General features: G+C 67.1%; 11 protein-coding genes. 4 read left to right on the forward strand and 7 right to left on the reverse strand.

Going from position 1 to position 15,234, the window contains the following annotated elements; translation table 11 throughout:
• The first annotated feature begins 28 nt into the window (after nt 1–28).
• Nucleotides 29–850: a class I SAM-dependent methyltransferase gene (locus ACPVPU_RS13950; protein ID WP_448658562.1), complete on the forward strand. Its 822-nt coding sequence runs from the start codon at nt 29–31 to the stop codon at nt 848–850.
• A gap of 52 nt (nt 851–902) precedes the next feature.
• On the opposite strand, the gene phaR is transcribed toward ACPVPU_RS13950, so the two are convergent.
• Nucleotides 903–1,475 carry a polyhydroxyalkanoate synthesis repressor PhaR gene (phaR, locus tag ACPVPU_RS13955; RefSeq protein ID WP_448658564.1) on the reverse strand — a complete coding sequence of 191 codons (573 nt, stop codon included), beginning with the start codon at nt 1,473–1,475 and terminating at the stop codon, nt 903–905.
• Between the two features lie 38 nt (nt 1,476–1,513).
• Here phaR and ACPVPU_RS13960 point away from each other — a divergent pair, with 38 nt between their 5' ends.
• The 3 genes from ACPVPU_RS13960 to ACPVPU_RS13970 all read left to right on the forward strand — a co-directional run bounded on the left by ACPVPU_RS13960 (nt 1,514) and on the right by ACPVPU_RS13970 (nt 7,211).
• Entirely contained in the window at nt 1,514–2,569 is a 1,056-nt protein-coding gene (locus tag ACPVPU_RS13960; protein WP_448658565.1) for an alpha/beta fold hydrolase, read from the forward strand.
• 58 nt (nt 2,570–2,627) lie between these two features.
• Nucleotides 2,628–3,800 carry an acetyl-CoA C-acetyltransferase gene (locus ACPVPU_RS13965; RefSeq protein WP_448658566.1) on the forward strand — a complete coding sequence of 391 codons (1,173 nt, stop codon included), beginning with the start codon at nt 2,628–2,630 and terminating at the stop codon, nt 3,798–3,800.
• 264 nt (nt 3,801–4,064) lie between these two features.
• On the forward strand, nt 4,065–7,211 hold the full coding sequence (locus ACPVPU_RS13970; protein WP_448658568.1) for a TonB-dependent receptor domain-containing protein: 3,147 nt from the start codon (nt 4,065–4,067) through the stop codon (nt 7,209–7,211).
• Between the two features lie 109 nt (nt 7,212–7,320).
• Here ACPVPU_RS13970 and ACPVPU_RS13975 read toward each other — a convergent pair whose 3' ends face one another.
• The 6 genes from ACPVPU_RS13975 to ACPVPU_RS14000 form a co-directional block, all read right to left on the reverse strand.
• Nucleotides 7,321–8,532, reverse strand: coding sequence for a deoxyguanosinetriphosphate triphosphohydrolase (locus ACPVPU_RS13975; RefSeq protein WP_448658569.1), 1,212 nt, complete (start codon nt 8,530–8,532; stop codon nt 7,321–7,323).
• Nucleotides 8,484–10,385 (reverse strand): SPOR domain-containing protein, encoded by a 1,902-nt coding sequence (locus ACPVPU_RS13980; protein ID WP_448658571.1) that lies wholly within the window; start codon nt 10,383–10,385, stop codon nt 8,484–8,486. The genes ACPVPU_RS13975 and ACPVPU_RS13980 overlap by 49 nt, the downstream gene beginning before the upstream one ends.
• Nucleotides 10,386–10,395: 10 nt before the next feature.
• A complete protein-coding gene (gene ftsZ / locus ACPVPU_RS13985) occupies nt 10,396–11,868 on the reverse strand; it encodes a cell division protein FtsZ (RefSeq protein ID WP_448658572.1) in 1,473 nt (490 codons plus the stop codon).
• A gap of 118 nt (nt 11,869–11,986) precedes the next feature.
• A complete protein-coding gene (gene ftsA, locus ACPVPU_RS13990; RefSeq protein WP_448658573.1) occupies nt 11,987–13,246 on the reverse strand; it encodes a cell division protein FtsA in 1,260 nt (419 codons plus the stop codon).
• 25 nt (nt 13,247–13,271) lie between these two features.
• Complete coding sequence (locus ACPVPU_RS13995; RefSeq protein ID WP_448658574.1) at nt 13,272–14,171, reverse strand: cell division protein FtsQ/DivIB; 900 nt, start codon at nt 14,169–14,171, stop codon at nt 13,272–13,274.
• A complete protein-coding gene (locus tag ACPVPU_RS14000; RefSeq protein ID WP_448658575.1) occupies nt 14,171–15,127 on the reverse strand; it encodes a D-alanine--D-alanine ligase in 957 nt (318 codons plus the stop codon). The genes ACPVPU_RS13995 and ACPVPU_RS14000 overlap by 1 nt, the downstream gene beginning before the upstream one ends.
• Between the last annotated feature and the right edge of the window lie 107 nt (nt 15,128–15,234).

Below are 15,234 nucleotides of genomic sequence, written 5' to 3' on the forward strand. Positions count from 1 at the left end.
AAACCCATAATTGGTGAAGGAGAGTCGAATGCGCCAGACCCTGACCCTTGCGATCGTCGCTGCCCTGATGGCGAGCGGAGGCGCCGCCGTCGCGTTGATGCCCGATCATCATGCCGCAGCCCCGTCGGACGCGATCAAGGCCGCCGTCGCCGCGCCCAGCCGCACCCCGGCCAACACCGCGCGCGACCGGTATCGCCACCCGTCGGAAACCCTTGCCTTTTTCGGCGTCAAACCCACCGATACCGTGGTCGAACTCTATCCCGGCGGCGGCTGGTACACCGAAATCCTGGCCCCCTATCTGGCGGCGAGCGGTTCCCTGCATGTCGCCGCCCCCAGCCCGCGCGGCCTGAACGGGGTCAACGCGCTGATCGCGGCCAAGCCGGATGTGTATGGCAAGGTCAAGACGGCCAGCTTTCCCGCCAATGCCGACGCCCCCGGCATCCCCGACGGCGCGGCCGATGTCGTGCTGACGTTCCGCAACGTCCATAATTGGCGTTTCGGCGGGGCGGATGCGGCGCAGGCCAATTTCAATGCCATCTTCAAGATGCTGAAGCCCGGCGGCGTGCTGGGTGTGGTCGAACATCGCCTGCCCGAGGGGCGCGACCCGGCGGCCGAGGAAAAATCGGGCTATATGAAGGAAAGCTCGGTCATCGCCTTTGCCGAGAAAGCGGGGTTCAAGCTGGCGGGCAAGTCAGAGGTGAACGCCAATGCGAAGGATACGGCCGACTGGCCCGACGGCGTCTGGACCCTGCCGCCCAGCTATGCGCTGAAGGACAAGGACCGGGAAAAATACGCCGCCATCGGCGAAAGCGACCGGATGACGCTGAAATTCGTGAAACCCGCCAACTAAAGACCGCGCGCCCCCGCCCCGGCATGTGCCGGGCGGGGGACAGGCGTCGGGCTTACTTGCCCAGCTTTTCGACCTTGTCGTGCAGCTTGGCCAACTCGGCGCGCAGCGCGGCGATCTCGTCGTCCTTCGCATCGCTGTCGGGGGCGGCAGCCTGGGCTGTGGTGGGCGCGCCGGGTATGCCCTGGCCCTTGAACGCGCCGGCGGCAGCCTCGAACATCGCCATGTTGCGCTTGGCGATTTCGGCAAAGGGCGTGTTGGCGAACGCGCCCTCGACGGCGGACTTGAACTGTTCCTGGTTGCGCCGGAAACTTTCCATCGACGCCTCCAGATAGCCGGGGACCATCGCCTGCATCGAATCGCCGTACAGCGCGATCAACTGGCGCAGGAAACTGACCGGCAGCATGGTCTGGCCACGCTGTTCCTCTTCCATGATGATCTGGGTCAGGACATTGTGCGTGATATCGTCTTCGGACTTGGCGTCGATGACCTTGAAATCCCGGCCCTCCCGCGTCATCGCCGCCAGATGCTCCAGCGTGATGTAGCTGGACGTCTCGGTGTTATACAGACGACGGTTGGCGTATTTCTTGATGATGACGGGACCGTTGCCGGCAGCAGCTCTTTTCATGGGACCCTCGCGCGATGACTGGGCCAGCCTTAGCATCAATGGATACCGCACCGCAACACGGCCCCAGGCCCCTGCCGCTGTTCCTTGCGATGCTGCATCATTACTGCGCAGCAACGCCGGATCGGCTGGCGGCGGCACTGGCCGGACTGGCCGCCTATCAGCGGGCGGCACGGCCGAATGGCGATGGACAGGGCGCAATTTTCGCGCAGCATGGGCGCGCCCGGCTGACCGGGCATGGCGATCCGGGGCACCCCGCCCCGCCGGTCTTGTTGGTGCCATCGCTGATCAATCCTCCATCGATCCTTGACCTGACCCCGACGACATCGCTCGCCCGCCATCTGGCACGGGACGGGCGGCAGGTGCTGCTGCTCGACTGGGGCACGCCGGATGCGGGCGAGGCAGGGCTGACGCTGGCCGGGCATGTGGAAACCTCTCTGCTGCCGCTGATGGACGGCCTCGGGCGGCCGCCGGTGCTTGTCGGCTATTGCCTGGGCGGCACGCTGGCGCTGGCGGCGGCGATGCTGCGGCCGGTCGCCGGAGTGGCGACGATTGCCGCACCCTGGCATTTCGCAGGCTATGGCGCGCGCGGCCGGGCGGATATCGCCAGCGGGTGGCAGGGTTCGCGCGATGCCTGTGCTGCGCTCGGGCTGGTGCCGATGGAGGTGCTGCAGGCCGGATTCTGGCGGATCGATCCCGAACGGACCATCGACAAATATGCCCGCTTTGCGACGCTCGACCCGGACAGCGATGCCGCGCGGCAGTTCGTGGTGCTGGAAGACTGGGCCAATGCCGGGGCGCCGCTGACCTTTGCGGCGGGTGCGGGACTGTTCGACGATCTGATCGGTGCGGACGTGACCGGACGCGGCTTGTGGCAGGTGGCCGGGCGGACGGTCGATCCCGCCGCGCTCGACTGTCCTGCGGTCGAGTTCGTGTCCACCACCGACCGCATCGTGCCCGCCGCCAGCGCCGTCGGCCTGCCGGATCAGCGGCGGCTGACCGCCGGCCATGTCGGCATGGTCGTCGGCGGGCGCGCGCGCGAACAGCTGTGGCAACCGCTCAGCGACTGGTTAAGCGGCCTCCCCTTCGCTAGATAGGCCCCCGACAGAAGCGGGCCGGAGGCAACCGGGCCGTCATCAGCAGGAGCCGACCCCCATGACCGATATCGTCATCACCGCCGCCAAGCGTACGCCGGTGGGCAGTTTCCTGGGCGCATTCGCCGCCGTGCCCGCGCATGAGCTGGGCCGCACCGCGATCGAGGCCGCGCTGGCCCAGGCGGGCGTCGCGGGCGAAGAGGTGTCCGAGGTGATCCTTGGCCAGGTGCTGACCGCGGCTCAGGGCCAGAACCCGGCGCGGCAGGCATCGATGGCCGCCGGCGTGCCAAAGGAGGTGCCGGCATGGGGCGTCAACCAGGTCTGCGGATCGGGCCTGCGTGCCGTCGCGCTGGCGGCTCAGGCGATTGCGACGGGCGATGCGCGCATCGTCGTTGCCGGGGGTCAGGAATCCATGTCGCTTTCGGCCCATGCCGCCAATCTGCGGCCCGGCACCAAGATGGGCGACCTGGGCCTGGTCGATACCATGATCAAGGATGGCCTGACCGACGTGTTCAACGGCTATCACATGGGCATCACCGCCGAAAATCTGGCCGAACAATTCCAGATCAGCCGGGGCGAACAGGATGCCTTCGCCGTCCGCTCGCAGAACCTGGCCGAAGCCGCGCGCGCATCGGGCCGCTTTGCCGACGAGATCGCGCCCGTGACGGTCAAGGGGCGCAAGGGCGACACGATCGTCGATCAGGACGAATATATTCGCGCAGGCGCCACGATCGACAGCGTGTCGGGACTGCGCCCGGCGTTCAAGAAGGACGGCAGCGTCACCGCCGCCAACGCCTCTGGCCTGAACGACGGTGCCGCCGCACTGGTCGTCATGAGCCGCGAGGAAGCGGAACGGCGCGGGTCGCCCATCCTGGCCCGCATCGCCAGCTGGGCGTCCGCCGGGGTCGATCCGTCGATCATGGGCATCGGCCCGGTTCCGGCCAGCCGCCGCGCGCTGGAAAAGGCTGGCTGGACGATCGACGACCTGGATCTGATCGAGGCGAACGAAGCATTTGCCGCGCAGGCGCTGGCGGTGGGCAAGGATATGGGCTGGAATGCGGACAAGGTGAACGTCAATGGCGGGGCCATCGCCATCGGCCATCCCATCGGCGCGTCGGGTGCCCGCGTGCTGACCACCCTGATCTATGAAATGCACAAGCGCGATGCGAAAAAGGGGCTGGCCACGCTGTGCATCGGCGGCGGCATGGGAATCGCCATGTGCATTGAACGGTGACCCTGCTGTTGCCGCAAAAGCGACACGGTTACTGTCCTATCTCAACCCACTGAGCAGGCGCAACATTCGTAAAGTCCGATGGGCCATGGGCCGCGCGATTATTTCGCGCGGCCATTTTTGCGTTGCAGTACTGTGACATCGCCGCAACAGCATTGGGGCGAAATCGGGCGCACAATCGCCAGAAGCCTTGCCACAGCATGAACAATGCAATTGTCTGGCCCCAGGCCGTGCACCCCCGCGCGGCACGATATCTGGGGCACATCGATGAGACTCTCACGCCTTTTGACGGCGACCGCGCTTGCCAGCGTCGCCTTTACCCTCCCACAGGTTGCTTTGGCCCAGGACACGCCCGCCGTCGGCGATCCGGCCCAGACGGCGGCTGACGAGGATGAGGAAGAAACCACCAACGACATCGTCGTCACCGGTACCCGCATCCGCCTGCCGAACCTGACCTCGCCCGAACCGATCACCACGCTGGACAATGCCCAGCTGCGCGAGCGGAACTTCACCAACATCGCCGACGCGCTGAACGAACTGCCTGGCGTGCGCGGTTCGGTGACCCCGGCCGGTGCGCAGGGCTTTGGTCAGGGCACGAACTTCATCAACAATTACGGCCTCGGCTCGAACCGCACACTGACCCTGATCAACGGTCGCCGTTTCGTCAGCTCGAACGTCGCCACCATCTTCAACAATGCCGGCGCCGGTACTCAGGTCGACCTGAACACCGTGCCCAGCATCCTGGTCGACCGCATCGACACGATCAGCGTCGGCGGCGCGCCGCTTTACGGTTCGGACGCCATCTCGGGCACCATCCTGGTCCAGCTGCGGTCGAAGTATGAAGGCGTCGAACTGCAGGCGACCACCGGCATCACGCAGGAAGGCGACAACGGCACCTACAACTTCTCCGGTATCGCCGGTAAGACGTTCCTGGACGGCCGCCTGAACATCACGATCGCGGGCCAGCACGACAATGTCGACGGCGTCGTCTATAACGATCGCGAATTCTTGCGTCGCCGCATCGGCGGTGCGACCAACCCGACCTCGGCTCAGGGCACGTCGCTGCGTCCCGGCCTGTCGCTCGGCGCCAGCAACGACGGCCGCGTGAACCCCAATATCGGGTTCAACAACAGCCAGACCGACGGCAATCCGGGCACGGTGCTGATCCGTCAGGTCAATATTCCGTTCCTGACCCCCGGCGGCCTGATCACCGCGACCAACCTGACGACTGCCGATCCGCGCAACCCCGCGGTTCCGTTCGGCGTTGCCACGACCCGTGGCCTTCAGTTCGCACCGGACGGCAGCCTGATCCCGTTCAACCAGGGCGTCGTGTTCCCCGGCACCTCCGGCTCGGGCGGCCAGGGTTTCACCTTCGCCGACTATACGCAGATCACCTCCGACCTGCGTCGCACGACCCTGAACGGCTTCCTGACGTTCGAATTCACGCCTGGTTTCGAATTCTTTGCGGAAGGCACGTTCTTCAAGTCGCGCGCCGACGAACTGACGCAGCAGCCGACGTTCAACAGCTCGCTGTTCGGCGGCCTCAGCGGCGCGCTGACCTACAGCGTCGACAACCCGTTCCTGACGCAGCAGGCGCGCGACGCGCTGGTTTCGCGCGGCGTGACCCGGTTCCAGGTGTCGCGCGCATCGGATGACTTCGCCGACCTGACCGGCTTCAACGATACCGAGATCTATTTCGGTACCGCTGGCATCCGGGGCGACATCAATGCACTGGGCACCACCTTCAACTTCGAAGTCTATGGCAGCCATGGCCGCACCCGCAGCCAGGACAACGGCCAGGATCTGAACGCCCAGAACTTCATCAACGCCGTCAACGTCGCGCGTGACGTGAACGGCAACATCGTCTGCACCACGGCGCCCACGGTGGGCACCGGCTTTGCCGCCCCCGGCGGCACGCCGATCGCTGATCCGAACTGTCGTCCGCTGAACGTGTTCGGCCGGTTCAATTCGGACCCCGCCGCCCGCGATTACGTGATCGAGGAGTTCAGCACCGTCAGCATCCAGGAACAGACGGTGTTCAACGCCAATATCGGTGGTGCGCTGTTCGACCTGTGGGGTGCCGGTGCGGCCGGTTTCAACGTCGGTTACGAATATCGCCGCGAATTCGCCAGCTTCACGCCCAGCTCGTTCCAGCAGGAAGGTCGCGGCCGTTCGGTCGCCATCACCCCGCTGTCGGGCAGCTACCAGCTGCATGACGTGTTCGGCGAAGTCGTGCTGCCGATCATCTCGCCGGAAAACGACATCCCGTTGCTGCACCGCGTGCAGGCATTCGGACGTGGCCGTTATTCGGACAACTCGATCAACGGCGGCTTCTTTGCCTATACGGCTGGCGGCACGATCGCACCGGTCGAGGATATCGCGTTCCGCGGCAACATCACCCGTTCGTTCCGTTCGCCCGCGATCACCGAACTGTTCCTGCCGGAAGTGAACACGTTCCAGTTCGTGGCCGATCTGTGCCAGGACGCCTCGATCCGTGGCGGCCCGGTGCCCACGATCCGCGAACGCAACTGCAACGCGTTCCGGGCCGCATTCCCCGGCACCGACTACTCCACGCCCGATCCGGCGTCGACGGCATCGGTTCCGGCACGTGCGGGCGGCAACCCGAACCTACAGAACGAAGAAGCCAACAGCTACACCTTCGGCGTCATCATCGAACCGCGGTTCATCCCGCGCCTGTCGCTGGCCGTCGATTATGTGAACATCGAACTGACCGGTCCGATCGCCAACCTGACCGTGCCGCAGATCGTGTCCGGCTGTTTCGACAACGAAACCTTTGATGCCAGCAATGTGCTCAACGCCAACGCGTTCTGCTCGCTGATCAACCGCAATCCGACCACGGGCCGGGTTGTCGGCGATCCGCAGAACCCGGCAGTGACTGCGGGCTTCGTCAACGGCCAGTCGATCGAGTTCAGCGGCATCCAGGGCACCATCGCCTACCAATTCCCGTTGTTCGGTGGCGACCTGCTGCTCGGCGGCGATGCGCAGTTCGTCGAACGGCGCCTGGTCGACATCACCGGCGTCGCCCCGGCGGAAAGCCATGGCGTCCTGGGTGATCCGGTCCTCGCGGGCCAGCTGCGGATTCGCTATATCGAGGAAGACTTCGGCATCAACACCACCATCAACTGGCAGGGCCAGACCCTGTTCAGCCGTCTGAACCGCGATGCGTCGGTTCCCGGCGGTGGTCCTGACGCCCGCGAACTCGATCGTCTGCCGGGCTTTGCCACGGTCAGCGGCGGCGTGTTCTTCGATCCGACGGACAATTTCCGCCTGGCCTTCTCGGTGACGAACCTGTTCAACCGTCAGGGCTATGAATATTTCGGGGAGCTGCACCCCTCCAGCTTCAACGACCTGCTGGGTCGTCGTTTCCAGGCGAGCGCCCGCGTCCGCTTCTGATCCGACGACCGGGCAACCGGTATGAATTGGGCCGCTTTCCTTATCGGGAAAGCGGCCCTTTTCATGGGTTCGCAATGGTCCGGACCGGTAGCAGCCGGACCGGCGGCGGTCAGAATCCTTCAGGCATCTCGATCGGGCCGACTACCTCGCGGTAGCAGCGGATGGCATAGCGGTCGGTCATCCCGCTGATGAAATCGGCGATATGGCGGCTGCGCCCCGGCTCGTCCGCCGGCACGGTGTCGCGCCACCCCTCCGCCATCCGGGACGGATCGTCGGCATAGGCGGCGAACAGCCCGCCGACCACCGTCCGCGCCGCCTCCGCCGCTGCCAGCTGACGGGGATGGTGGTACAGATTGGCGTACATGAACCGCTTCAGGTCGCGTTCCGTCGCCTGCATCTCGTCCGAAAATCCCGCCAGGCACCGATCGGCTGCGCGCACATCGTCCACCGTCTCCACCCCGCTTTCGCCGATGCGCCGCCGGGTTTCGGCCAGGAAGTCATTGACCATCAACCCGATCTGGCTGCGTGTCAGTTCGCTTATCAGCCGCGCGGGCGAGCTGTCGGGAAAGCGGGCGCGCACCTTGTCCCACAGTGCCGCGACCATCGGCACCGCCAGCAGCTGGTCCAGCGTCAACAGGCCGGCGCGGATGCCGTCGTCGATATCGTGATTATCATAGGCGATGTCGTCCGCCACCGCCGCCACCTGCGCCTCCAGCGACGGCCAGTCGTCCAGCGCCAGCGGAAAGGCCGCATCCGCCGCCTGCATCGCCCAGCCGGGGTGGCGCACCGGCCCGTTATGCTTGGCCAGCCCCTCCAGCATGTCCCAGGTCAGGTTCAGCCCCCGCCAGCCGGGATAGGGGCAATCCAGCTCGGTCAGCGCGCGCAGCGTATGGCCATTATGGTCGAACCCCCCTGCCCCGCCCAGCGCATCCTTCAACGCGCGTTCCCCGGCATGGCCGAACGGCGGATGGCCGATGTCGTGCGCCAGGCACAGGGCTTCGGTCAAATCCTCGTTCAGGCCGAGCGCGCGGGCGATCGTCCGCCCGATCTGAGCCACCTCCAGGCTGTGGGTCAGCCGGACGCGGAAATGGTCGCCATCGGGGGCCATGAACACCTGCGTCTTGTGGCGCAGGCGGCGGAAACTGATCGAATGGATGATCCGGTCCCGGTCCCGCTGGAATGCGTCACGCGGCCCGCGCTGTTCGCCGCCCGCTTCGGGGTGCAGCCGCCCGTGCGACCGGGCCGGGTCCGCGGCCCATGGAGCGCGGCGGATTACTTGACCGCCAGTGATTCGATCTGCTGCCCTGCGCCGCTGGTCCATTGAAAGCCGTCCAGTCCCTTTTTCTCGATCGCCTCAAGAAAGGCGCGCGCCTGCCCATTGCTGGCAAAGGGACCGACCAGCAAGCGGTTCGTGCGTCCGGCCGCCACGTATCCGCCCTGCTTGCCCTTGAACGCATCCGGCGCGGTCCGGTTCAGCTGGCGCCAGGTATAGGGCAGCTTGCTCTCATCGGCGCCGACGCCGACCTGGACCCAGATGCGCGACGGATGCAGCTTCTTGGGGTCGGGCTTTGCCGGTGCGGGCTTTGCCGCTGGAGCCTTGGGCGCGGCGGGCTTGGCCACCGGCTTTTCCGGCGTCGCTGATGGGGCTTCCTTTGCAGCGACGACCATCGGCCTGGCCCCCGGCGGCGGTTCCCGCGACGGCAGCGGCAGGGCAATCGGCTCGGGATTGGGATCGGCATCCCCGGCCAGCCGGGCGACGATCGCGGCCAGTTCGGCTCGCGCCGCCGCGCGCTGGGCGACGGGATCGGCGGGTTCGGGAGCCGTCGCCACCGTCTGGACCACAGCCGGGGCAACAGCAGCCGGCACCCGGTCGGCCACGGATGGCGCCACGGCGTCGATGCCCGGCTGAGCAGCAGCGATGGTCACCGGCGGCTGGGCGACGGACACCGGAGCGGCCGCCGGGGCAGATGCCGGCAAAACGGGTTCGGGCGGACGAGCCGCCACGGCGACCGGCGCGACAGCGACGGGTGCCGCGGGCATGGCAGCGACAGGTGGCGGGGTCTGCTGAACCTGCGCAGTGGCGACCGGCGCAGTCGGCTGAACCTGTGTTGCAGTCGTGACAGGTGGCGCGGGTTCAACCGATGACGGCGGCACGGGCACGGGTGCCAGATTTACGGCAGCGGTGGCCAGCGGACGCTCGCGCGCCACCAGGTCCAGCGAGGACATTCGGACCGGCCCGCCCTGTTGCGGCGTCAGCGCCTTCAAGTCGGGCGCAAGCGCCAGATCGGCCCGCCGCTCGGCAGTCATGCCCAGCTGGCCGAAATGCGCGGCATGGGCGCGGTCGGCGGGGGCAAGCGCCGCCAGCCGGTCGAAAAACGGAGCCAGCGACGGCCCGAACCCGGGCAGGCTGCCCGCCGCAATCGCCTTGGCCTGTGCCGGATCGCCGTTCATCGCCAGCACGCACGCCCAGGTCCGCCACGCCGACCGGTCGTTCTTGCGCAGCAGCGGATCGATCAGCCGCGTCGCTTCGGCCAGGTTGCCCGCAATGCCGAGCGACAGGGCCAGGCGGCGGGTCGCCTCTTCGCCGTCCGGTCCACCCTGCACCATCCGGTAATCGCGCTGCGCCAGATCGGGTCGGCCCAACAGGTCAAAGGCCATGCCCCGGTCCAGCGCCATCGCCTCGACCGACAGGCCGCGCTGCTCCGCCTCGCGGAACAGCCAGATCGCCTCGCCCGGCCGTTCCATCGCCACCAGTGCCGATGCGCGCCCCGCCAGCGCGCGGGGATGGCGCGGCGAAATCTGGTCGGCCCGTGCGAAAAATGCCATCGCGGCGACCGGATCGTTCAACCGGACGCTCGCCTCTCCCGCTACCAGCAATGCTTCCAGATTGCGGGGATTGGTCGCCAGCAGGCGGACCTGTTCCATCAGCCGGTCGGCAGTCGGCGTCGGCTGGGGCTGGGTCACGGGGGCGGCCGGGGCCGCATCCTGCCATGCCATTGCCGGGGCGGAACTCAACAACAGCGCGGAAATCAGCCCTGCCGCGCGGCAATACGGTGAACGAACGATCATCTTGCTGCGCTTGTGCCAGACCGCAAATGATCCGGCAATGAACCGACGGTCGGGCCGGGCACGAAACGGGCCGGGCAATCGCTCGCCCGGCCCGATGCGTGCCATGATTGACGGGTTACTGGTTGTTCTGGCGATGCAGGAACCGCGGGATGTCCAGGCCGCTGTCCTTGGCGGTTTCGTCCTCGTTCCGGCCCAGCGACCGGCCGGCATTGGCCATCCGTTCGAACAGTGTGCCGCCCGATTTCGGCGCTTCCGGTTCTGGCGCTTCCTCGGCCCCCGGCGTCAGCCAGCGTCGACGCCCGGCCCCTGACATGGGCAGCGGCTCCGGCTCGGCCAGTTGCGCCGTTTCATCGAGCACCAGTTCGTCGCCGGTCGGTTCGTCCTCCAGCCCGTCGTCCGCGAACACGCGCGGCGGTGCCTGCGGCGTCGGCGCAGCGGTTTCCGCAACCGGCGGCTCCAGGGTCAGCGGATCGGATTCAGCCGACGGCTCTTCGCTGAACCCGGGCTCGGGCAACGGATCGGCGTCGGCCACCGGCGCCGCTGCAACCGGCACGCGGCGCGGCGCGCCAAAGCTGAAGCTGCGCGACAGATCGGCCTGGGGCGTGGGCGCACTGGCGGCGGCCCCGTCCTCGATGCCGGTGGCGACCACGGATACGCGGATCTTGCCTTCCAGATCGGGGTTGAACGACGAACCCCAGATGATGTTCGCATCCTCGTCCACGAGTTCGCGGATGTGATGGGCGGCCTCGTCCACTTCCATCAGCCGCATGTCGTCGCCGCCGCTGATCGAAACGATCACGCCCTTGGCCCCGTTGAGCGACACGCCGTCCAGCAGCGGGTTGGCGATCGCCATCCGTGCGGCCTCGATCGCGCGACCGTCGCCCGACGCTTCGCCGGTGCCCATCATCGCCTTGCCCGCTTCCTGCATGACGGAGCGGACGTCGGCGAAGTCGAGGTTGATCAGGCCGGGCATGACCATCAGGTCGGTGATGCCGCGCACGCCCTGCTGCAGCACCTCGTCGGCCAGTTCGAACGCCTGCTTGAAGGTGGTATTGGCATCCGCGATCAGGAACAGATTCTGGTTCGGAATGACGATCAGCGTGTCGACGACCTTTTGCAGCTCCTCGATCCCCGCATCGGCAGAGCGCGAGCGCTTCTTGCCCTCGAACGCGAACGGCTTGGTCACGACGCCAACAGTCAGGATGCCCATGTCCCGCGCGGCCTTGGCCACCACGGGGGCAGCGCCGGTGCCGGTGCCGCCGCCCATGCCGGCGGCGATGAAGCACATATGGCTGCCCTCAAGCGCCTTTTGCACCGTCTCGATCGTCTCCTCGGCCGCGGCACGACCGATTTCCGGCCGCGAACCGGCACCCAGGCCCTGGGTGATCTTCGCGCCCAGCTGGATCCGCTGCGCCGCCGTCGACTGCTTCAGCGCCTGGGCATCGGTGTTCGCGACCAGGAACTCGACGCCCTGCACGTCCGCGCGGATCATGTTGGCGATGGCGTTTCCGCCCGCGCCGCCCACGCCGATCACCGAAATGCGGGGGGTCAGTTCGTCGCCGTCCGGCGGCAGGAATTCGATGCTCATTGTCGTCATCTCCACGGACCCGGCCGGAGCCGATGCCTTTTTGCTCTTATGCCCCTAGGATTGTGCACCAACTGGACTGCCGATCCTAGTCCCGGCAGCCAAAAACCGTAGCAATTCTTTAATAATTGGTCCGGAACGCCCAGACCATCTTGCGCAGCAATTCGCCAATCCGCGGGCGAACGACCAATTGCGTGGCCGATTCCACCGCGCGCAGATCGACCGGATCGGCGGCCGCAAACATCGCCAGCCCGGCCAGCGTGGCAAAGGCGGGGGTGCCGTGCGCATCGGGGAGCGCGGTCAGCCCGCGCGGACGCCCGATCCGCACCGGGCATCCCAGCGCCTGCTGCGCATAATCGGCGATCCCCTTCAGCTCGGCCCCGCCGCCGGTCAGCACCACCTGGCGTCCCATGCCGTTGGTGAATTCCAGCCGCTCCAGCTCGCGCTTGATCTCGGCGATCAGCCGGTCCAGCCGGGTGCGGATCACCGCGATCAACTGTGCCCGCGCGATCCGATTGAATTCGGACGGGTCGTCATCGGCCAGCGGCGGCACCTCCAGCATCTCGTGATTGTCGCGCGGGCTGACATTGGCCGAACCCTTCACGCATTTCAGCCGCTCGGCATGGACGCGCGCCGTGCCGAAGGTCGATGCGATGTCGTCGGTAATGTCGCCGCCGCCCATCGGCAGGGTTGCGATGCCGGTCACCACGCCGCCGGCATAGACGGACACGTTGGTCAGCCCCGCGCCGATTTCGACCAGCGCCACGCCCAGGTCGCGCTCCTCCGGGGTCAGGCAGGCCAGGCCGGTTGCCACCGGCGCGGCAACGATCGACCGCACGTTCAGATGGGCCGAACCGACGCACAAATGCAGGTTGCGGACCGGCGAGCCCTCGGTCGACACCAGATGCACCTCCACCCCCAGCCGGTCGGCATGCAGGCCGCGCGGATCGCTGACCCCGGCCAGCCCGTCGACCGAATAGCGCATGGGATGGGCGTGCAGGATCATGCGCTGGCCGGGATCGATGCCGTTGCGCGCCGTGCGCAACAGGCTTTCCACATCGCCCTGTTCGACCCGGCGTCCGTCCAGCAACGCCTCGCGCCGAAAGATATGGCTGTCCATGTCGCCGGCCGAAAAGCTGACCCACACATCCTCGATGCTGACGCCCGCGACCTGTTCGGCCTGTTCCACCGCCTGACGCACGGCGGTTTCGGCGGCGCGCATGTCGGCGACATAGCCGCGCTTGACGCCCTTGCTCTCGCGCTGGCCGGTGCCCAGCACCAGCAGTTCGCCGCCGTCGAGCGGCTGCGCGATCATCGCGGTCACCTTGGACGAACCGATGTCCAGCGCGGTGATCAGCCCTTCCGATACTGCCTTCGCCATGTCCCTGCCCCCGTTGTCCTCAGCGTCACTCGCCCGTATCGCCCACCAGCCGGGTGGACACATCGCCCGTGCCGCGCTGGATCACCAGTCGCGTCACGTCGCGCATGTCGAAATGGCGGTGCCCCCGCCCCAGCAGGCCGGTCGTGCCGTCCCATTCGGCGAACTTGACCAGCGCCGCCGAACTTTCCCGCACCCCTTCGGGCAGCATCAGCCGCTCGCCGGAGACGAAGGTCAACGTCCAGCGCCGGTCGCCGACCCAGTTGGCGGCCCGCACCATCGGTTTCAGCGCCGGGGCGGCCGCGATCAGCCGCTGGTAATCGTCATAATGATCGTTCGCGCTTTCCCCGACCACCATCGGCAGGTCGGGCAGCCGGTTGGGATCGAGCGGTTCCAGCGGCGTTCCCGCCGCATCGATCAGCATCAGTTGGCCGTTGCTCTGCCAAATGGCGGCGGGCACCCGCTCGCGGATGCGCACGACCAGCGCGTCGGGATAGCGGCGCGATACCTGCGCATCGGCGATCCACCCTTCCTGCAGCAATTGTTCGCGCAGGCCGTCCAGATCCACGAACGGCAAGGGCCGCGATTCCTGCGTCGCCAGCACCGAATAGACTACGGTCTTGTCGATGCGCTTGGCACCGATCAGCTCGAACGACCGCACTTTCAGCCCCGCAGCGCCCATCCCGTCGCCGATCGCGCCGCCGACCCCGGCCAGCGCGCCGCTCCACGATGCCAGCATCAGCACCCCGGCCAGCGCAACCCCGCTGATGGTAAAGGCCGCGATCCGGCGCATCATGTCCTGCCCGCCGGGCATCGCCGCCACGGCATGATCCAGGATGCCCGGGCGCTGGGCACGGTTCGTCTGCGGCTTGCGCTTCGGCTTGACCGGCGGACGCTGCGGCGCGCGGCGGGTGGACTGGCGCGCCATCAGGCCGGTTCCACCATCGCCGCACCCGCCATCGCCTCATCGACGATGCGCTGCACCAGTTGCGGATAATCGATGCCCAGATGCTTCGCCTGTTCAGGGACCAGGCTCAGCGGGGTCATGCCCGGCTGGGTATTCACCTCCAGCAGGAACAGTCCCTCGACGCCCTGATGATCGTCCCAGCGGAAGTCCGATCGCGATGCACCGCGACAGCCAAGCAGCCGATGGGCGCGGAGCGCGATGGCCTTGCACGCCTGCGCAATCTCATCGGGAATGTCGGCGGGAAAGACATGCTCGGTCATGCCGTCGGTATATTTGGCGTCATAGTCGTAGAATCCGCTCTTTGGCCGCAGTTCGGTAACGCCCAGCGCCGCGTCGCCCAGCACCGCCGCGGTCAGTTCGCGCCCGCGAATGAACGGCTCCGCCAGCAATTCGTCGAATTCGTGCCAGGGACCGGCGGCATCGCGGCTGATCGGATTGCCCAGATTGCCCTCGTCCGTGACGATGGCGACGCCGACCGACGATCCTTCGTTGACGGGTTTTAGCACATAGGGACGCGGCAACGGATCGCGCTCGAACAGCTCCTCCGTCCGCACGATCCTTCCACCGGGCATGGGGATGCCGTGCGGGACCAGGCTGTTCTTGGTCAGCACCTTGTCGATGGCGATGACCGAAGTGGCCAGCCCCGAATGGGTGTAACGCAGGCCCATCAGGTCCATCATTCCCTGCACCGACCCGTCCTCGCCAGGAGTACCGTGCAGCGCGTTGAACACCAGATCGGGCTTCGCCTCGGCCAGCCGCAGCGCGACATCGCGGTCCATGTCGATGCGCGTGACGTGGTGGCCGAGCGATTCCAGCGCGACGGCGACACCCGCGCCCGACATCAGCGACACCTCCCGCTCGGCGGACCAGCCGCCCATCAGGACCGCGATGTGGAGGGGGGACACCGATACGCTCACAGCATGTCTCCGTTCGGGCTGAGCTTGGCGAAGCCCCGTCCTGCCTTGGCGTCGCGTGGGCGAAGAAGCGGCAGCCCTTCGACAAGCTCAGAGCGAGCGGGATGATG

The organism is Sphingomonas paludis, from assembly GCF_053502515.1.